This is a genomic window from Streptosporangium nanhuense, from assembly GCF_059358815.1.
In genome coordinates this window covers 139,488-158,891 of sequence record NZ_JCADBG010000001.1, presented here as the reverse complement: position 1 = coordinate 158,891, position 19,404 = coordinate 139,488, and the positions used below count along the sequence as shown (strand labels likewise).

Below are 19,404 nucleotides of genomic sequence, written 5' to 3'. Positions count from 1 at the left end.
GGGAGCCGTACAGCTCTACCGGGAGTGCTCCGACAGCCTGCTGTGCCGGTAGCCGTACCCGAAGTAGATGACGACCCCGAGCAGCATCCACGCCACGAACCTGAGCCAGGTCTCCACCGGGAGGTTGAGCATCAGGTAGAGGCAGGCGAGCACCGACAGGACCGGCACCAGCGGCACCAGCGGGGTGTGGAAGGAACGCGGCAGGTCGGGGCGGGTGCGGCGGAGGATGACCACCGCGATCGAGACCACCACGAACGCGAAGAGCGTGCCGATGTTGACCAGCTCGGCGATGGTGGACAGCGGCACCAGCCCGGCGAGGGCCGCGACGACGACGCCCATCATGATGGTGATGAGGTACGGGGTCCGGTACTTGGGGTGCACCTTGGCCAGCCCGCGCGGCAGCAGGTTGTCGCGGCACATGGCGAACATCACCCGCGACATGCCCATCATGAGGATCATCACGACCGTCGTCAGGCCGGCCAGGGCTCCGATGCTGATCAGCGACGCGGCCCAGGTCTGGCCGACCGCCTTGAACGCGTCGGCCAGCGGCGCCGCCTCGCTGAGCTGCCCGTAGGGCTGCATGCCGACGACGACCATGGAGACCGCGACGTAGAGCACCGTGCAGATGCCGAGCGAGGCCAGGATGCCGATGGGCAGGTCCCGCTGCGGGTTGCGCGTCTCCTCGGCCGCGGTGGCGACCACGTCGAAGCCGATGTAGGCGAAGAACACGATGGCCGCGGCGCTGAAGATGCCCAGCACCCCGAACGCGACCGGGGTGATCCCGAACAGCACCTGGATCAGCGGCGCGGACAGCCCCTCCACCGCGGGGGTGGGCTTCGACGGCGGGACGAACGGGGTGTAGTTGGCGGCCCTGACGAAGAACAGCCCCGCCACGACGACCAGCAGGATGACCGCGAGCTTGATGGTGACGATGACCAGGTTGAACCGGGACGACAGCTTGATCCCGACGACCAGGACCGCGGTGAGGATCAGCACGATCAGCGCGGCGGGCAGGTTGAACGCCGCCCCCTCCCCGGCGATCGCCCCGGGCAGCGTTACCCCCATGGACGCCAGCAGCGAGGTCAGGTATCCCGACCAGCCGACCGCGACGACCGCGGCGCCGAGCATCATCTCCAGCATCAGGTCCCAGCCGATGATCCAGGCGGGGAACTCGCCGAGGGTGGCGAAGGCGAAGGTGTAGGCGGACCCCGCCGCCGGGACGGTCGAGGCGAACTCGGCGTAGCAGAGCGCCGCCAGCGCGCAGACGACGCCCGCGACCACGAAGGACAGGGCGACCGCGGGCCCGGCCATCTCCCTGGCGACGCGGCCGGTGAGCACGAAGATGCCGGTGCCGATGACGACGCCGATGCCGAAGACGGTGAGGTCCAGCGCGCTGAGATCCTTGCGCAGCCGATGTTCGGGGGCCTCGGTATCGGAGATCGACTGTTCCACCGACTTGACGCGCAAGACACTCATGGTCCCTCCTCGGCCGCCGGAACTGTGTCCCAGGTCACATTCCTGGTCTCAGGTCACATGCCCAGTTGATCGGCGGCCGAACGGCGAACTCGGGGTTGTTTGGGGGGCGGTCCCCGATGCCGTCCGTCACCTGCGGCGACGATCCTGAGACCATGCTCCTGGACATGCTGCAGTCGTCGTCTCCGTACCTGGTCGGCTCGATACTCCTCGCGGTGCTGGCGTTCGCCGGGTCGCTGATCCCCGGGGTCGCGGCGCTCCTCGTGGCGGGGGCGACGCTGGCGGACCCGTGGGGAGTCGCGGTGGTGGCGGTCGCCGGGTGCGCCGGGTATGTCCTGTACGCGACCGGCGGCTGGCTCGTCGGCCGCCGGTACGGCTCGCGGCTGCGCCACGGCGGGGCCGGCCGCCGGATCGGCGAGCGGCGCTGGTCACGGGCCGAGCGACTGGTAACGGGTGCGGGAACGAGCACGAGTACGGGCACGGGCACGGGCCTGGACGCGGGCACGAGTACGGGCGCGGGTGTGAGCGCGGACATGCGTACGAACGCGGGCGGCGGCCCGGCTCTGGCGGTGGCCTGTTTCCTGCCCGTGGTCGGCTCGCTCGTCCCGATCGTCGCCGGGACCCTGAGCGTGCCGTACACGCGCTTCGTCCGCCGGGCCCTGGTGGGCGGGGCGGTCTGGGTGAGCGTCCACCTGTCGCTGGGCGCCCTCGCGGGCGAGGCCCTGCGCCAGAACCGGCACCTGCTGGTACCGATCCTCGCGTGCGTGGCCGTCGTGGTGGCGGGCCTCGTCGTGATCAACCACCGCGCCCGCCCGCCCCGGGAGGGGGCGGGCGACGGCGACGCTCCCGACGCCTACGACTCCGACGACGCGAGCGGCAAGATCCTCGGCTAGCCGGGCCGGGAGCTCCCGGACGGCCGGACCGGAGGGCTCTCAGGTGACCGGAGACGCCGCCGGGGACGCCGGAGGACGCCGGGACGCCGGAGACGCTGTCAGCGGGTCGGGTGGTTCTCCAGGGCCGGGTAGCGCTTCGCGATCGCCTCGGTGATCTGGCGGGCGATGTCCTGCGAGGTCAGGCCGATCTCGCCGAGGATCTTCGGGCGCTTGGCGTGGTCGAGGAAGCGCTGCGGGATGCCGTAGGTGCGGACCGGGACGTCCACGTCGGCGTCGCGCAGCATGCGGGCCACCGCGTCGCCGACCGCGCCCACCCGGCCGTTGTCCTCGACCACCACGACCAGCTTGTGGGCGCGGGCGGCCGGCACCAGGGCCTCGTCCAGGGGCTTGACCCAGCGCGGGTCGACCACCGTGGCGGAGATGCCCTGGGCGTCGAGCAGGTCGGCGGCCTCCAGGCACAGCTCGGCCATCGGGCCCACGGCCACGAGCAGCACGTCGGGGTCGTCGCCCGAGCGCAGCACGTCCATCTCGCCGAGGCGGCCGACCGCCTCGATCTCGGCGCCCACCGCACCCTTGGGGTAGCGCAGGACGGTCGGGCCGTGGTCGATCTCCACGGCCTCGGCCAGCAGCTCGCGCAGGCGGGGCTCGTCGCGCGGGACGGCGACCGACAGGCCCGGGACGACCTGCAGGATCGACAGGTCCCACATGCCGTTGTGGCTGGCGCCGTCGTCGCCGGTGACGCCCGCCCGGTCGAGCACGACCGTGACGGGGAGCCGGTGCAGGGCGACGTCCATCAGGAGCTGGTCGAAGGCCCGGTTGAGGAAGGTGGCGTAGACGGCCACCACCGGGTGCAGGCCGCCGAGCGCCAGACCGGCGGCGCTGGTCAGGGCGTGCTGCTCGGCGATGCCGACGTCGTAGAGGCGGTCGGGGTAGGCCTCGGAGAACGGGATCAGGCCGGTGGGACCGAGCATCGCGGCGGTGATCGCCACGATGTCGCGCCGCTCGGCGCCCAGGCGCACCATCTCCTGGCCGAAGACGTTGGTCCAGCCGTGCGGCTTCGGCTTCTCCTCGCCGGTCAGCGGGTCGAAGACGCCCGGCGAGTGGAAGCAGTCCTCGTCGTGGTTCTCCGCCGGGGAGTAGCCGAAGCCCTTCTTGGTGAGCACGTGCACGATGACCGGGCGGCGGAAGTCGCGGGCCCTGCGCAGCGCGGCCTCCACGGCCTGCTCGTCGTGGCCGTCGACCAGCCCGATGTACTTCAGGCCGAGGTCCTCGAACATGACCTGCGGGGCCAGGACGTCCTTGAGGCCCTTCTTGACGCCGTGCAGGGCGTCGTAGACGGGGGCGCCGACCACCGGGACCTTGGTCAGGTTGCCCTTGACGAACTCGAGCACGTCCTCGTAGCGCTGGTTCGTGCGCAGGGAGGCCAGGTGGGAGGCGAGCCCGCCGATGGTCGGGGAGTAGGAGCGGCCGTTGTCGTTGACCACGATGATCAGCGGCAGGTCCTTGCGCGCCGCGATGTTGTTGAGCGCCTCCCAGGCCATGCCGCCGGTGAGCGCGCCGTCCCCGATCACCGCGACGACCGTGCGGTCGGCCTCGCCCCGCAGCCTGTACGCCTTGGCCAGGCCGTCGGCGTACGACAGCGCGGTCGAGGCGTGGGAGTTCTCGATGATGTCGTGCTCGGACTCGGTCTGGCTCGGGTAGCCCGACAGGCCGCCCTCCTGCCGGAGCGTGTCGAACTGCCCGGCCCGGCCGGTGAGCATCTTGTGGACGTAGGCCTGGTGGCCGGTGTCCCACAGGATGCGGTCACGTGGCGAGTCGAAGACCCGGTGCATCGCGATCGTCAGCTCGACGACACCGAGGTTGGGGCCGAGGTGGCCTCCGCTGCGGGCGGTGGAGGCGATCAGGAGGTCCCTGATCTCGGTGGCGAGGACCGGTAGCTCGTCCACCGCCAAGCGCTTGAGGTCTCCTGGTCCCTTGACCGACTCCAGAAGATTTCCAGGCTGCCCGGTCCGCTCGCTCACGGAATCATCCCCTCTGTCCAGTCAACGTCACGACGAGTCTAGTTGCGCTGGGGAACGCAACCCTCAGGGGCGGCGATTCTGCACGCTTTATCCACACTTGCAATAACCTTTGCCCCACCATGAAAACTCTCCCCTTTAGGCAACTATCGTCGCTTGTTGCCGCCTCGTTGACGTTTGCCCTGGTGGCGGGGCTGGACCCCGTCAGCGCGTCCGCCTCGCGGATCGCCGCGCCCTCCGCCTCGCAGCAGGTCGCGCCGATCACCGGGGCGGCGTCGGGCACGATCGCCCCCGTCGCCTCCGTCACCCCAGCCGGCTCCACCACCTCCGCCGGGGAGCAGGCACCCCCGCGCGGCCGGGCCGCCGCGACGGCCAGTCCCCTCTACCGCACCGGCACCCTGCCCACCATGCGCTGCCAGGCCGGACAGATCCGCGCGGGGAGCGCGGCCTCCTACCGAGTCTTCGTCACCAAGCTCATCCGCTGCCTGAACCTGGCCTGGAAGACCCAGTTCAGGAAGACCAACCTGGGCTTCTCCCACCCGAAGCTACGTTTCTCCACCACCAAGGTGACCACCCCCTGCGGCCGGTGGCCCACCAGCGCCGGAGGGCTGTACTGCTCCAGCAACCGCACCATCTACATCGCCATCACGCGTGAGGTCCTGAAGAACGCCCACCCGGCCAACCACGCCCAGTTCATCGCCCACGAGTACGGCCACCACGTGCAGCGTCTCGCGGGGATCATGGACTACTACGGCCGCAGCATCTGGCGGGCCTCCTCGTCCGTCAAGCTGGCCTTCTCCCGCCGCCTCGAACTGCAGGCCGACTGCCTGGCCTCCGCCTTCCTGCGCCAGGCCGCCGACGACCTGCCGGTCGAGCAGGCGCAGTGGGAGGCGATGGTCAGCTGGGTCAACGCCAACGGGCACAAGAACTGGCCCAAGAACGACCACGGCAAGGGCCGCAGCCAGGCCTACTGGATGGAGCGCGGCTTCGACGCGGGCTCCCCCTCCGGTTGCAACACCTGGACGGCCCCCTCCGGCCGCGTCGCCTGACCCTCCCCGATTTCCACGACCACCCGCCGCCGTCCCACGGACGCGCGACGGGTGGTCGTTCTTTCCACCCGGTGTAAGTCTTTTCCCCCAAGAGGTGCGGACCTCGCTCCCTGGCCGCTCATCCCGGGCGCTCTCCCCCGGAAACGCGACCACGAGTGGCGATGGATCCGTGACGTTCGGTAACCTGGCGACGCCGCCTGAGTAACCCTCCCCGTGAGCGCCCTCCACGCCACGGAACCAGGTCCGGTCCCCCCGCTGGTCGAGACGGCAAGGAGAAGACGAGATGAACACGACCGAGAACCGCCTGCGCGTCCTGGAAACGGACGTTGCCGAGCTCCGCGCGCAGAACCTGGAAAGCAAGGTGATCAACGCGGGCATCCTGGAGGTCCTGGGAGACCTGCGAACGGAGATGTCCGGAGTCCGAACAGAGATGGACAAGCTCCGAACCGGACAGGACGAACTCCGAGCCGAGATGCGAGCTGGGCACGCCGAGCTCCGCGAGGAGATTTCCGTGGTCAAGCGCTCCGTCGGCAACCTGGAGCTCTCCATGAAGCGCGTCGAGGGTGACGTCGCCGAGCTCAAGGCCGGCCACATCGAGCTGCGCCACCTGGTCGCCGGTCTCGTGAAGTAACCCCGCGCCACCGCCGGCACCCACGCCTCCGGGTGTCGGCAGCACGACACCCCACGAGTCGCCACAGAAGATGGACCATCACGGACCACGGGTCATCCCGGATCACGAATCGGCGCGAATCAGGACGTCCGCCCCGGACAGCGGGGCAGAATCCGCCCCTCACCGCCCTCGGGCGGCACCGGAGAATCAGGAGCCCGCGCGGGCGAGGACCTCGAGAGGGTCCGCGAGGACCTGGGAGAAGGCCAGTTCGGCGGCGCCGACGAGGGTGGCGTCATCGCCGAGGGCCGAGGTGCGCAGGCGCAGCTGCTCACGGCACGGGGGCAGGGCTGCGAGGGCGAGACGGCTGCGGACCTGCGCGGCGGAGCCGAGGTAGATCTCCCTGAGCGTGCCCCCGAAGACGACCATTTCGGGGTTGAACAGGTTGACGAGGTTGGAGACGCCCAGGCCGAGCCAGTCGCCGACGCGGCTGAGGGCCGCCTGTGCGACGACGTCCCCCCGGTCGGCGGCGTCGACCGCGGCGCGGACGGCGTCCCTGCCGACCCGGGAGCCGAAGCGGCCCGCGGCCTCCAGGAAGGCGCGCTCCCCGACCTCCGCCTCCAGGCAGCCGTGCGAGCCGCACCCGCAGATCCGGCCCTTGTCGGGGTTGACGATCATGTGCCCGACCTCGCCGCCGAAGCCCAGGTGGCCGCCGAGCAACTGACCGTTGACGATCACTCCCCCGCCGATGCCGACGTCGCCGTGGAGGTAGACGAGGTCCCGGCAGCCGACGCCGACGCCCCGGGTCTGCTCGGCGAGGGCGGCGAGGTTGGCGTCGTTCCCGACGGTGACCGGCAGGCCGAAGCCCAGCCGGCGGGTCATCTCGTCGGCGAACGGCACGTCGTCCACGGTGACCATGTTGGGCCCGAACCTGACGACCCCGTCGCCGCGTCCCACTCCCCCGGAGAAGGCCGCCGCCACCCCGACGCACACCGTGTCGGGCCGGGTCCTGCGGTGCATCTGCCGGGCGAAGGCGGCGAGCGGGCCGACGATCTCCTCCAGGGAGAAGTCCCCGCGCCGCCGTACCGTCTCGCGGCGGTCGAGGATGGTGCCGCCCAGCCCGACGCGGGCGGCGACCAGCCGGTCGACGCCCACGTCGAGGGCGAACACGTAGACCCGCGCCGACTCCGGGCGGACCACCAGGGACGGGCGCCCGGCCCGGCCCGTCTCCCTGGGAAGTTCCTCCCTGACCAGCCCGGCGGCGGTCAGGTCGGCGGTGAGAGCCATGATGGTGCTGCGGTTGAGGCCCATCCGGTTGGTGAGTTCCGCGCGCGAGGTGGGGCCGCTCAGATGGACGTGCCGGAGCAGTGCCCCGAGGTTGTGGCGCCTGATCTCCTCTTGGGAGGGGCCTGCCCGCATGGCGTGGTGTTCCTTCGGTGAATCGGAGTCGCTGATCACCTTAGACCAGTGGCGGCCGCCCGCTTGCGGGACAAAGCGTCCACCATGGCGGCCAGCAACAGGACCGATCCGGTCACCATGAACTTCACCCCGGAGCTGTAGCCCATCAGGCCCATGCCGTTCTCGATGACCGCGACCACGGCACCGCCGAGGATGGCGTCCAGCACCCGGCCCTTGCCGCCGAACAGGCTGGTGCCGCCGATGACGGCGGCGCCGACCGCGTAGAGCAGCACGTTGCTGCCGCCGGTGTTGGGGTCGACCGAGCTGGCCCGCGAGGCGGCGATGATGCCTCCGACGGCGGCCATGGAGGAACAGATCACGAAAGCGCTGATCTTCATCCGGTCGACGTTGATGCCCGCCCGGCGCGCGGCCTCGGCGTTGCCACCGACCGCGTACAGGTGGCGCCCGTACGCCGTGCGGCGGAGCACGAATGTCAGGATCAGCAGCAGCACCACGATGATGGGCACCACCAGCGGCACGCCCGCCAGGGAGACGACGGCGACGTTGCGGCTGCGCTCGATGTTGAGGAAGTAGACGGCCAGGCCGCCGAGCAGCGCGAGGGCGCCGACCCTGACCGCGATGAGCGAGATCGGGTCGGAGGTCAGGCCGCGGGAGGCCCGCTTGCGGGCGCGCAGCAGCTGGAGTCCGGCGTAGGCGGCGACGCCCACGGCCAGCAGGATCCAGCCCAGCGTGGGCGGGAGGTTCTTGTTGGCGATCGACAGGATGGTCTCGTCGCGGATGGCGATGATGGTGCCGCCCTTGACGAGCAGCAGGACCAGGCCCTGGAAGGCGAGGAAGGCCGCGAGCGTCACCACGAACGAGGGGATGCCGAGTTTCGCGACGATGGAGCCGATCGCGGTGCCGATCACCACGCCGGTGAGGATCGCCGCGCCCACCGCCACGTACCAGGGCAGTCCCTGGCTGCTGAGCATGATCGCGAGTACCGCGGCGCAGACGCCGCTGGCGAAGCCCGCCGACAGGTCGATCTCACCGAGCAGCAGCACGAAGACCAGGCCCATGGCGATCACGGTGACCGCGGCGCCCTGGGTGAACAGGTTGGCGAAGTTCCCCGAGGTCAGGAAGGAGGGCCGCAGGATGGCGAAGATCGTGCAGAGCACCACGAGACCGAACACAGCGGGCAGCGCGCCCATGTCGCCGCCGCGTACCCTCTCGGCGTAGCCGCGGACGTTGGTCCTGATCGAGGGCGCCTCGGGTGCGGTCTTCGGCGAAATCGTGGCGGTCATACGGTGACTCCGTTGGTGAGGCCGAGGTCCCCGCTGCGGCCGGAGGTGATCAGTTCGACGACCTGCGCGTGGGTGACGTCCGAGGTCTTGACCTGGGCCGCCATCCGGCCGAGGTAGAGGGTGGCGATCCGGTCGGACACCGCGAAGACGTCGTTCATGTTGTGCGAGATCAGGACGACGGCCAGGCCCTGGTCGGCCAGGCGCCGGACCAGTTCAAGCACCTGCGCCGTCTGGGCGACGCCGAGGGCGGCGGTGGGCTCGTCGAGGATGACGACCTTGCTGTTCCACAGCACGGCCTTGGCGATGGCCACCGTCTGGCGCTGGCCGCCGGAGAGGCTGGCGACGAGCTGGCGGATGGACTTGACGGTCCTGACCGACAGGCTCTCCAGGGTCCTGGCCGCCATCTCCTCCATCGTGTCCTCGTCGAGGACGATGCCGCGCTTGTGCTCGCGGCCGAGGAACATGTTCTGGACGATGTCGAGGTTGTCGCAGAGCGCGAGGTCCTGGTAGACGATCTCGATGCCCAGGTCGGCCGCGTCGCGCGGGCTGCCGATCTGGACGGGCTTGCCGTCGAAGAAGTACTCGCCGGAGTCGATCGAGTGGATGCCTCCGACGCACTTGACGAGGGTGGACTTGCCTGCGCCGTTGTCGCCGACCAGCGCGGTCACCTCTCCGGCGTACGCGGAGAGGGAGACGTCGTGCAGGACCTGTACGGGACCGAAACTCTTGTCGATCCCGCGGAGTTCCAGTGCGGGGGTCATGGGGTTGTGCTCCCTGTGTTCATTTCGCGCGGCGAAGCTCGCGCGGCTCGGGCGCCTGCGGGCGGCGTCCCGCCCCGCGCGCCGGGAGACGTCCACCTGCCGCGTCTCCCGGCGCACAGGATGAGGTGTGCCGCGATCGAGCGCGAGGGTGCGGCCGGTCAGGGGGAACGACCGGCCGCACCCTCCGTGCCCTACTGGATTCCGGCCTCGGTGCACTTGTCGGCGAACTCGCCGGTGCACAGCTCTTCCTTGGTCACGAAGCCGTCGGCGACGACGTCCTTGACGCTGTCGAAGAAGATCGGCTGCGGGTCGAGGAGGACGGCGGGCACGTCGGCGCCGCTCTCGGTGTCCTTGACGCTCCCGGTCGCCGCGGGCTTCTCGCCCTTGGCCAGGCCGATGGCGAGCGCGGCGGCCGCGTCGGCCTCCTTCTTGATCGCCTTGTAGACGGTCATGCACTGGTCGCCGGCGAGGATGTTCTGCAGGCCCTGCACGGTGGCGTCCTGGCCGGTGACCGGGACCTTGCCGTTCAGGCTGTTCTTCTTCAGGACCGCGATGGCGGCGTTGCCGAGACCGTCGTTGGCGGCCAGGACACCGGCGATCTTCGGCTGCTCGGTGAGCATCTGCTCGAAGATCGTGCCTGCCTGGGCGTTGTCCCAGTCGGGGACGGACTGGTCCGGGCCCTTGACGTAGTCGCCGGAGTCGTACTTGGGCTTGAGCACGCCGTCGTAGCCGTTCTTGAACAGCGTGGCGTTGTTGTCGGTCGGCGAGCCGTTGAGCTCGGCGACGATCGGCTTCTCGGCCTTCTTGTCGGTCAGGCACTTCACCAGGCCCTCACCCTGCAGGGTGCCGACCTTGGTGTTGTCGAAGCTGACGTAGTACTGGGCGCCGCCGTTGAGGGTGAGGCGGTCGTAGTCGATGGTGGCCACGCCCTGCGCCTTGGCCTTGTCGAGTACGGCCTTGCCGGTGCCGCTGTCGAGGTTGACGATCATCAGGACCGTGGCCCCGTTGGTGATCATCTGGTCGGCGATGGTCTGGAACTGGGTCTTGTCGCCCTGGGCGTTCTGGATGTCGTAGGCGACACCCGCGGCCTTGAACGCCTCCTCCAGGTACTTGCGGTCCGCGGTCTCCCAGCGGGCGGAGGACTTGCTGTCGGGAAGGATGACGCCGACCTTGCCAGCGGCGGCGGCCGTGCTCTCCGCAGGGGCGGCACTGCTCGAAGCGCTGGTCTCGGGGCTGTCGCTCCCGCAAGCGGTGAGGCCGAGGGTCATCGCCGCGGCGGCGGCGGTAAGGCTGAGGATCCCCTTGCGCATGGTGCACGGGTCCTTTCTTCGAAATTGGGGGGTACGGACGTGCGGCATGCCGAATTCGCGGGTACGGCTGTCCGGGTCTCGGCTCACCGTTCCGTTGAATGTTGTTTGCGGCAACGTATTCCGCCGTTGGCCTGGAGCGCCAGACCCACCCGAGGTAAAGTTTGTTGTGGCCGGTAACAATCCAGAAACGCGCCCTTAACCGCCTCGGGTCCGGGTGGCCCCTCCCCCTTACGACACCTTCGCCGTTACCGGGATCGCGGCTCCGAGCTGCCCTTTTTCCCGAACCGCCCCCGAACCGCCCCCGAGGATTCCCGCAACCCCCCGGAAAGCACGGAACCGCCCGGCGGGATGGTGTCCCGCCGGGCGGTTCTCGTCTGGGGTGTGCCCCCATGCGGGCGAGGCTTACGTGCGGCCTCGCCCCCCTGCTCAGCTCTTGGCGAGCAGGGAGCGCAGGACGTACTGCATGATGCCCCCGTGCCGGTAGTAGTCGGCCTCTCCGGGGGTGTCGATGCGCACGACCGCCTGGAACTCCTTGCCGTCGGCCCTGACCGTCACGGTCTGCGGGACGCCGCCCTCGTTGAGGGCGACGACGCCGACGACGTCGAAGGTCTCCTCGCCGGTCAGGCCGAGCGACTGCGCCGTCTCGCCCTCGGGGAACTGCAGCGGCAGCACGCCCATGCCGATGAGGTTGGAGCGGTGGATGCGCTCGTAGGACTCGGCGATGACGGCGCGGACGCCGAGCAGCGCGGTGCCCTTGGCCGCCCAGTCGCGCGAGGAGCCGGAACCGTACTCCTTGCCCGCCAGGACCACGAGCGGGACGCCCGCGGCCTGGTAGTTGGCCGAGGCGTCGTAGATGAAGGACTGCGGCCCGCCCTCGACGGTGAAGTCGCGGGTGTAGCCGCCCTCCACGCCGTCGAGCAGCAGGTTCTTCAGCCGGATGTTGGCGAAGGTGCCGCGGATCATGACCTCGTGGTTGCCGCGGCGCGAGCCGTAGGAGTTGAAGTCCTTGACCCCGACGCCGTGCTCCTTGAGGTAGTCGGCGGCGGGGGTGCCGACCTTGATGGCGCCCGCCGGGGAGATGTGGTCGGTGGTGACCGAGTCGCCCAGCTTCGCGAGCACCCGGGCCCCGGAGATGTCGGTCACCGGCTGCGGCTCGGGCGGCATGCCCTCGAAGTAGGGGGCCTTGCGGACGTAGGTCGAGTCGGGGTCCCACTCGAAGGTGTTGCCGGTCGGGATCGGCAGCGAGCGCCAGGTCTCGTCGCCCTTGAAGACGTCCGCGTAGTCGTGCAGGAACATCTCCTGGTCGATCGAGGAGGCGACGACCGCCGCGATCTCCTCGGGCGCCGGCCAGATGTCGGCGAGGAACACCGGCTCGCCGTCCGAGCCCACGCCCAGCGGCTCGTTGTTCAGGTCGAGGTCCATGGTGCCCGCGAGGGCGTAGGCGACGACCAGCGGCGGCGAGGCCAGGTAGTTCATCTTGACGTCGGGGTTGATCCGGCCCTCGAAGTTGCGGTTGCCCGACAGCACGGCGGTGACCGCGAGGTCGTTCTCCTGGATGGCGGCGGAGATCTCCTCCTGCAGCGGGCCCGAGTTGCCGATGCAGGTGGTGCAGCCGTAGCCGACCAGGTTGAAACCGATCTTGTCGAGGTACGGCTGCAGGCCGGAGCGCTCGAAGTAGCCGGTGACGACCTGCGAGCCGGGGGCGAGCGAGGTCTTGACCCACGGCTTGCGGGTCAGGCCCTTCTCGACCGCGTTCCTGGCGAGCAGCGCGGCGCCCATCATGACGTACGGGTTGGAGGTGTTGGTGCAGCTGGTGATCGCGGCGATGGTGACCACGCCGTGGTCGATCTCGAAGTCGGTGCCGTCGGCCAGGGTGACCCGCACGCGCTTGTGCGGGCGCTCGCCGTTGAGGTGGGCCGGGTGCGGCTTGTCGCCGTTGTCGTCGTGGGAGACCGCCGGGGAGTCGGAGGCCGGGAACGACTCGCCGGACGCCTCGTCGAGCGGGCCCTGCTCGCTCGACACGTAGTCCTTGACGGCCGCGCGCCAGGCGCTCTTGGCGTCCGACAGCGCGATGCGGTCCTGGGGACGCTTGGGACCGGCGATCGACGGGACGACCGTCGACAGGTCCAGCTCGATGTACTCGGAGAAGACCGGCTCCTCGGCCTCGGGGTCGAGCCACATGCCCTGGGCCTTGGCGTAGGCCTCGACCAGGGCCACCTGCTCGGCGGGGCGGCCGGTCAGCGTGAGGTAGTCGGTCGTCTGGCCGTCGATCGGGAAGATCGCGCAGGTCGAGCCGAACTCGGGGCTCATGTTGCCGATCGTGGCCCGGTTGGCCAGCGGCACGCTGGAGACGCCGTCGCCGTAGAACTCCACGAACTTGCCGACGACGCCGTGCTTGCGCAGCATCTCGGTGATCGTGAGCACCAGGTCGGTGGCGGTGGCCCCGGCGGGGAGCTTGCCGGTCAGCTTGAAGCCGACCACGCGCGGGATGAGCATGGAGATCGGCTGGCCGAGCATCGCGGCCTCGGCCTCGATGCCGCCGACGCCCCAGCCCAGGACGCCGATGCCGTTCTCCATGGTGGTGTGGGAGTCGGTGCCGACGCAGGTGTCGGGGTACGCCTTGCCGTCGCGGACCATCACGACGCGGGCCAGGTGCTCGATGTTGACCTGGTGCACGATGCCGGTGCCCGGCGGGACGACCTTGAACTCGTCGAAGGCGGTCTGGCCCCAGCGCAGGAACTGGTAGCGCTCGCGGTTGCGCTCGTACTCCCGGTCGACGTTGCGCTGGAAGGAGTCGGCGCCGCCGAAGAAGTCGACGATGACCGAGTGGTCGATGACCATCTCGGCCGGGGCGAGCGGGTTGATCCTGGCGGGGTCGCCGCCGAGGTCGCGGACGGCCTCGCGCATGGTCGCCAGGTCGACGACGCACGGGACGCCGGTGAAGTCCTGCATGATCACGCGGGCCGGGGTGAACTGGATCTCCACGTTCGGGGCGGCCTTGGGGTCCCACTGGCCGATCGCGCGGATGTGGTCGGCGGTGATGTTCGCGCCGTCCTCCGTGCGGAGCAGGTTCTCCAGAAGGATCTTCAGGCTGTACGGGAGACGTCCCGCCCCCTCCACGGCGTCCAGCCGGTAGATCTCGTACTCCGCGTCACCGACGCGGAGCGTGTCACGGCTGCCGAAGCTGTTCGCGGACACGGTTCGCCTCCCTCATCACCTGATGTCTGGCGCGCCGGTACATAGGGCGCGATTGAATCCTGCCGCACCGCCCGAGCGCCCTTGACTGTTAGGTACGCCTAACTTCCAGGTCACCCACAGGTTGCAGCGGATGTCTCGATGTCAAGATATCGCTCCGGGTATCTCGACATCAAATTACTCCCCAGTATGATCACTGCGGGGCGAGGCGAAGATACAGCAGCCCGAGAACGATGACGGAAAGTACCGGCGCGAGAAACTTCTGCTCGAAGGCGCGGCCCGTCTTGATGCCGATCTTCCACGGCAGCAGCCACTTCTGCCGCATCGGCCAGAGCACCGGACAGCCCTTCTCGGTGCAGCAGTCACCCACGACGTGGGTCAGGCACCCGATCGCGACCGCGAGCCCCAGCCAGGCGTATCCCACGTTGTCGCTGCGGAACACCACGAACAGCCCGGCCGTCATGCCGACGTTGAGCATCGCCGAGGCGAACTTCTTGCCCGGGATGCCGATGCCGATCGCCCGCAGCGCCAGGCCGATGAGCAGGATCACCAGGATGTCGCGGCCGATCGGATAGGTGTTGGCCAGATAGTGCGCGCCGAAGCCCGTGGCGATCGCGAACACCAGCGAGTGGGTGGCGTTGCGGTGGCCTCCGGCGAGCCACGAGACCGCCTTGCTCAGCCCCCAGGTGACCGGCCCGAACGTCTGCGCGATCGTCGCGCTCGGATGGTCGAGGTCCGGCAGCATGGCGGCACCGGCGCAGATGATGGCCCCGGCGACGAACTCGGCCGGGTTGAGCGCGTTGACCATGACGCCGGTCTCGATGAACCTGGACGTCTCGGTCAGCAGGGGCAGCGCGGCCAGCGCCGGTGCCACCCCCAACCACGCGATCGCACCCGTCAGCGCATGCGTATGCCCCATCATCGGTCAAAAACCCCCATCAAGATCACCTCGGGAGACTGTACGTCAAAGCCTCCTCCAGATGGAGGACCGTGCCATTTCACGCCGTCGGCGTGTCGTGGGGGCGGAATGGCCCCGCTGCGCGTGCGCTGATCGTTTCCGGCCGACTCCGGGGTCGCCCGGGGGCGACGACGGTCCGCTTCGATCTCCCCGTCCCTTCACGAGAGGTGACTGCCATCCGAATCTTCCTACGGATGGGGAACGGATGGAACGGGTGAATGGTGCCTGAGGCGAGGGCCCGGAAGCGTCCCGGTGGAGTCGTCGCCTTCGCGAGGCGGGCCCGGAACGGTCACGGGCGGGCCAGGAGCGGCCAGGGGTGACACCGGGAGCGAAGGGCCTCGCGGGAGTCTTCGCCGAAGGCCCGGAGGCGACCCCCGGGAGAGTCGCGATCAAGCAGTGACGTGCGGAAACGTCGGAACGATCAGAAGGGAGGGTCCGGAAACGACAGACGGGACCGTTCCGTGCCGAAAGCACCCCCCAGCCCTTCCGGCACGGAACGAATCCCGTCTACGTCCTTTGTAACGTGCAGGTCTCAGTACTTGTTCCAGAATCCGGCAAGAATTACGTGATCTGCCTCACTTCTACTTAGAGTGACGACCCATTACTCTCCGTCAGAGTCATCGAAAAGGGCGCGGAGGACGGCGAAACGGAGCCCCAGAGGCCTACACCGGCCATCAGATACCCCATGTCGTACAGAATCCCCAATTTCATGACATGAGGTTGCTATCAGAATGTTCTCGATATATCTTTGAAGCATCGAGAGCGATCAAAAGACGATCGCAGCATGGAGGTACGACATGACACCGTCCAACGCGATGGGCGCCCCCTGGGGCGGATTCGGATCCCCCGAGGTCAGGCGCGAGATGAAGCGCGCCGCCAGGCGGGCATGGCGGCAGATGGCCGCCGGATGGCACGAGGGCGGCCCCGAGCACGGCCCCCGCCCGCCACACCACACGCACCACGAGCACCACGAGCACCACGAGGGCGGGCCCCGCGAGCACCGTCACCGCGGCCACCGCGGCGGCCCCTTCCCCTTCGGCGGCTTCCCCTGGGACATGGGCCGGGGCGGCAGGGGGGGCAGAGGCCCGTTCGGCGGGGGCCCCTTCGGCGGCCCGCCGTTCGGCAAGGGGCGCAAGGCGAAGCGCGGCGACGTCCGCGCGGCGATCCTCGCCCTGCTCACCGAGTCCCCGCGCAACGGCTACCAGATCATCCAGGAGATCGAGCGGCGCAGCGAGGGCGGCTGGAAGCCCAGCCCGGGAGCGGTCTACCCGGCCCTGCAGCAGCTCACCGACGAGGGCCTGGTCCTGGCCGAGGAGAACGAGGGCCGCAAGACCTTCGGCCTCACCGACGCCGGGCGCGCCTACGTGGCCGAACACTCCGACGAGGTACGCGCCCCGTGGGAGGAGATGACGCCCGACGTCGACGACAGCACCTGGGAGCTGATGGACATCACCCGCCAGTCGGGGTTCGCCATGCTCCAGATCCTGCAGACCGGCAGCGACGCGCAGATCCGGCAGGCCAAGCAGACCCTGGTCGAGGCGCGCCGCAAGCTCTACCAGATCTTGGCCGACGGCGACACCGGCGAGGAGTGACCCGACCATGACGCCCCGAGACGACCTCCGTATCGGAGACGCCGAGCGTGACGTGGCGATGGAGTCCCTGCGCGAGCACTACGTGCAGGGCCGCCTGACCCGCGAGGAGCTCGACGAGCGCCTGGAGATGACCCTGTCCGCGCGGACCGGCGGCGAGCTGGCCCGGGTGAGCGCGGATCTTCCCGGCCCGAACGACCCCCGGCCGGAGGAGTCCGGGGAGGCCTGGGGTCCCTGGGGCGCGGGGGCTCCCTGGGGCCCCGGGAGAAGGCCGTGGGGGCCGGGGGAAGGGCCGTGGGGGCCGGGCCACCGGCACCACGCGCACGCCCACCCCTGGGGCCCCCGCCGTGCCGGGAGCCGCCACCAGGGCTGGAGCCACCGTCACACGGGCCGCCGCGGCGGGCCGCCGCTCTTCCCCCTGATGTTCCTGGTGCTGGTGGGCGGGTTGCTGGTCGGCGGGTTCGGGGTGCTCAAGTTCGTCTTCCTCGCCTGGCTGGTGATCGCGGTGCTGGGCATGCTCCGCCACGGGCGGGGACGTTCCAGGACGCGCTCCCGCCGGGTCGGCCCCCCGGCCACGTTCTGACCCCGCCCGCGAGGCACCTCCGCCGTGCTTCCGGCCGGCCGCCGTCGGGCTCCGGGCGAGCGCGCGACGTGCTCGCCCGTCGTCCCCTCGCGGGGGCGCTCGCCCCGGCCGGTCAGGCGAGGGACTCCCGCAGCCTGCGCATCTCCCCCGCGATCCCCTCCAGCGTCCAGTGCGCGTTCAGGCCGCTCGGGTTGGGCAGCACCCACACCGCCGCGCCGCCGATCTCGCTCTCCTGCGGCCCGATCACGGCCCTGGGCACGCCGAACGCCTGCCGGTAGGCGGTCACCCCCGCCACCGCCAGCACCTTCGGCCGGACCTCGGCGACCAGCCCCGCCAGCCGCTCCCCGCCCGCGCGGAACTCCTCGGCAGACAGCTCCGCCGCCTGCGCGGTGGCCCGCGGCACCACGTTGGTGATCCCCAGCCCGTACGAGGGAAGCAGGTCCTGCTCGGCGGGCGAGAGCAGCCGGGGGGTGAAGCCGGAGCGGTACAGCGCGGGCCAGAAGCGGTTGCCGGGGCGGGCGAAGTGGTGGCCGGTGGCCGCGGAGTACAGGCCGGGATTGATCCCGCAGAACAGCACGTCCAGCGAGGGCCCGAGCACGTCCTCGATCGTCTCCGCCCCGGCCGCCTCCAACTCGGCGCGGCTCGGCCGCGCCGGGACCCGCGCTCCGGGGGTCACGCGCCTCGCGGGCGGGACGTTCTCCTGTTCCTGGGACGGCACGAGGCGAACCTAGCCCATCTCCTCGAGCTTCCGCCCCTTGGTCTCCCGTACCTTGAACAGCACGAAGACGAAGGAGAGCGCGGCGAAGGCGGCGTACCCCACGTAGGCTCCGGCCAGGTTCCACTCGCTCAGCGACGGGAACGAGACGGTGATCAGCCAGTTGGCCACCCACTGGGCGGCGGCGGCCACCGAGAGCGCGGCGGCCCTGATGCGGTTGGGGAACATCTCACCCAGCAGCACCCAGACGATCACACCCCACGACAGGGCGAAGAACAGCACGAAGACGTGCGCGGCGATCAGGGCGACCGTGCCCTGAGCCTCGGGCAGCTTGACGGCCTCGCCACTCGGGACGCCCGCGCTGAAGGCCCACGCGGCCACGGCGAGCGCGACCGTCATGCCCGCGGAGCCGATCAGCAGCAGCGGCCGGCGGCCGATCCTGTCGACCAGCGCGATGGCGACGAACGTGCCGACGATGTTGATGATCGAGGTGGAGAAGCTGATGAGCAGCGAGTCCGACTGGTTGATGCCGACCGACTGCCACAGCGACGCCGAGTAGTAGAAGATGACGTTGATGCCGACGAACTGCTGGAACACCGACAGCAGGATGCCGATCCAGACGATCGGCAGCAGCCCGAACCGGCTACCGCGCAGGTCGCGCAGGCGGGGCCGGTGCTCGCTGCGCACCGAGGTCTCGATCTCCGCCACCCGGGCGTCCAGGTCGCCTCCCTCGCCCTCGACCTCCGACAACACCTTGCGTGCCGCGTCCGACCTCCCGACCGCGATGAGGAAGCGCGGCGACTCGGGGATGACCGTCGCGAAGACCAGATAGAGCAGGGCGGGGATCAGGCAGGCGCCGAGCATCCACTGCCAGGCCTGCAGCCCGAGCAGCTCGTTGTTGACGTCGCCCCCGGCCCGCTCCGCGATCGCGTAGTTGGCCAGCTGGGAGACCGCGATGCCCAGCACGATCGCGAGCTGCTGGAAGGATCCCAGGCGTCCCCGGTAGGCGGGCGGCGCGACCTCCGCGATGTAGGCGGGGCCGATCACCGAGGCCATGCCGATTCCCACACCGGCGAGCACCCGCCAGAAGGCGAGGTCCCAGAGCGCGAAGGGAAGGGCCTGGCCGACGGAACTGACCGCGAACAGGATCGCGGCCACCTGCATCGTCCTGGTGCGCCCCCAGCGGTCGGCCAGCCCCCCGGCGATCCAGGCGCCCAGCGCCGAGCCCAGCAGCGCGATCGCCACGACGAAGCCGGTCTGCACCGGGCCGACGTCGAAGTTCTTCTCGATCCCGGTGACGGCGCCGTTGATGACGGCGCTGTCGTATCCGAAGAGGAAGCCGCCGATCGCCGCCGCGGCGGTGATGAAGACGACGTGCCCGATGTTCTCACCGGAGGTGTTCGCGGGAGTGGTTCTGGCCATGAGGGTTCTTTCCCCCGGAAAGAGATTTGAGACATGGCCCCGGACTCCGGGGGACGGCCTCATACCGGCCGTCCCCACCAGCCGCCGTCCCCGCCGGCACCGTTCCCGCCGGCCCTGTTCCAGCCGGCA

At 70.0% G+C, this 19,404-nt stretch carries 15 protein-coding genes; 5 read left to right on the top strand and 10 right to left on the bottom strand.

Going from position 1 to position 19,404, the window contains the following annotated elements; all coding sequences use genetic code 11:
• Positions 1–15: 15 nt before the first annotated feature.
• The gene (locus AC5L38_RS00640) at positions 16–1,476 is read right to left on the bottom strand and encodes an amino acid permease (RefSeq protein ID WP_495240739.1); all 1,461 of its coding nucleotides are present in this window, start codon (positions 1,474–1,476) and stop codon (positions 16–18) included.
• A gap of 152 nt (positions 1,477–1,628) precedes the next feature.
• Here AC5L38_RS00640 and AC5L38_RS00635 point away from each other — a divergent pair, with 152 nt between their 5' ends.
• Positions 1,629–2,366, top strand: coding sequence for a DedA family protein (locus tag AC5L38_RS00635; protein WP_495240738.1), 738 nt, complete (start codon positions 1,629–1,631; stop codon positions 2,364–2,366).
• 98 nt (positions 2,367–2,464) lie between these two features.
• On the opposite strand, the gene dxs is transcribed toward AC5L38_RS00635, so the two are convergent.
• Positions 2,465–4,387 carry a 1-deoxy-D-xylulose-5-phosphate synthase gene (gene dxs, locus AC5L38_RS00630; RefSeq protein WP_495240737.1) on the bottom strand — a complete coding sequence of 641 codons (1,923 nt, stop codon included), beginning with the start codon at positions 4,385–4,387 and terminating at the stop codon, positions 2,465–2,467.
• 167 nt (positions 4,388–4,554) lie between these two features.
• Between dxs and AC5L38_RS00625 the strand changes: the two genes are divergently transcribed.
• Together AC5L38_RS00625 and AC5L38_RS00620 are read left to right on the top strand one after the other, a co-directional pair.
• Positions 4,555–5,433, top strand: coding sequence for a neutral zinc metallopeptidase (locus AC5L38_RS00625; RefSeq protein ID WP_495240736.1), 879 nt, complete (start codon positions 4,555–4,557; stop codon positions 5,431–5,433).
• A gap of 283 nt (positions 5,434–5,716) precedes the next feature.
• Positions 5,717–6,064 carry a hypothetical protein gene (locus AC5L38_RS00620; RefSeq protein WP_495240735.1) on the top strand — a complete coding sequence of 116 codons (348 nt, stop codon included), beginning with the start codon at positions 5,717–5,719 and terminating at the stop codon, positions 6,062–6,064.
• A gap of 186 nt (positions 6,065–6,250) precedes the next feature.
• Here the strand turns inward: AC5L38_RS00620 and AC5L38_RS00615 are convergent, their stop codons facing one another.
• The 6 genes from AC5L38_RS00615 to AC5L38_RS00590 all read right to left on the bottom strand — a co-directional run bounded on the left by AC5L38_RS00615 (position 6,251) and on the right by AC5L38_RS00590 (position 14,927).
• On the bottom strand, positions 6,251–7,459 hold the full coding sequence (locus AC5L38_RS00615; protein ID WP_495240734.1) for an ROK family transcriptional regulator: 1,209 nt from the start codon (positions 7,457–7,459) through the stop codon (positions 6,251–6,253).
• A 35-nt stretch (positions 7,460–7,494) separates the two neighbouring features.
• Complete coding sequence (locus tag AC5L38_RS00610) at positions 7,495–8,742, bottom strand: sugar ABC transporter permease (protein ID WP_495240733.1); 1,248 nt, start codon at positions 8,740–8,742, stop codon at positions 7,495–7,497.
• Positions 8,739–9,503 (bottom strand): ATP-binding cassette domain-containing protein, encoded by a 765-nt coding sequence (locus AC5L38_RS00605; protein ID WP_344748023.1) that lies wholly within the window; start codon positions 9,501–9,503, stop codon positions 8,739–8,741. Before AC5L38_RS00605 ends, AC5L38_RS00610 begins: the two co-directional genes overlap by 4 nt.
• Positions 9,504–9,694: 191 nt before the next feature.
• Positions 9,695–10,813, bottom strand: coding sequence for a sugar ABC transporter substrate-binding protein (locus AC5L38_RS00600; RefSeq protein ID WP_495240732.1), 1,119 nt, complete (start codon positions 10,811–10,813; stop codon positions 9,695–9,697).
• Positions 10,814–11,239: 426 nt separating this feature from the next.
• A complete protein-coding gene (acnA, locus tag AC5L38_RS00595; RefSeq protein ID WP_495240731.1) occupies positions 11,240–14,011 on the bottom strand; it encodes an aconitate hydratase AcnA in 2,772 nt (923 codons plus the stop codon).
• A 190-nt stretch (positions 14,012–14,201) separates the two neighbouring features.
• Positions 14,202–14,927, bottom strand: a complete 726-nt coding sequence (locus AC5L38_RS00590; protein WP_495240730.1) for a metal-dependent hydrolase — start codon at positions 14,925–14,927, stop codon at positions 14,202–14,204.
• Positions 14,928–15,763: 836 nt separating this feature from the next.
• Here AC5L38_RS00590 and AC5L38_RS00585 point away from each other — a divergent pair.
• Both AC5L38_RS00585 and AC5L38_RS00580 read left to right on the top strand, forming a co-directional pair.
• Positions 15,764–16,558, top strand: coding sequence for a PadR family transcriptional regulator (locus AC5L38_RS00585; protein ID WP_495240729.1), 795 nt, complete (start codon positions 15,764–15,766; stop codon positions 16,556–16,558).
• Between the two features lie 7 nt (positions 16,559–16,565).
• Entirely contained in the window at positions 16,566–17,138 is a 573-nt protein-coding gene (locus AC5L38_RS00580; protein WP_495240728.1) for a DUF1707 SHOCT-like domain-containing protein, read from the top strand.
• Positions 17,139–17,250: 112 nt separating this feature from the next.
• Here AC5L38_RS00580 and mug read toward each other — a convergent pair whose 3' ends face one another.
• Together mug and AC5L38_RS00570 are read right to left on the bottom strand one after the other, a co-directional pair.
• Complete coding sequence (gene mug, locus AC5L38_RS00575; protein ID WP_495241529.1) at positions 17,251–17,814, bottom strand: G/U mismatch-specific DNA glycosylase; 564 nt, start codon at positions 17,812–17,814, stop codon at positions 17,251–17,253.
• A 51-nt stretch (positions 17,815–17,865) separates the two neighbouring features.
• The gene (locus AC5L38_RS00570) at positions 17,866–19,275 is read right to left on the bottom strand and encodes a sugar porter family MFS transporter (RefSeq protein ID WP_495240727.1); all 1,410 of its coding nucleotides are present in this window, start codon (positions 19,273–19,275) and stop codon (positions 17,866–17,868) included.
• Positions 19,276–19,404 lie beyond the last annotated feature (129 nt).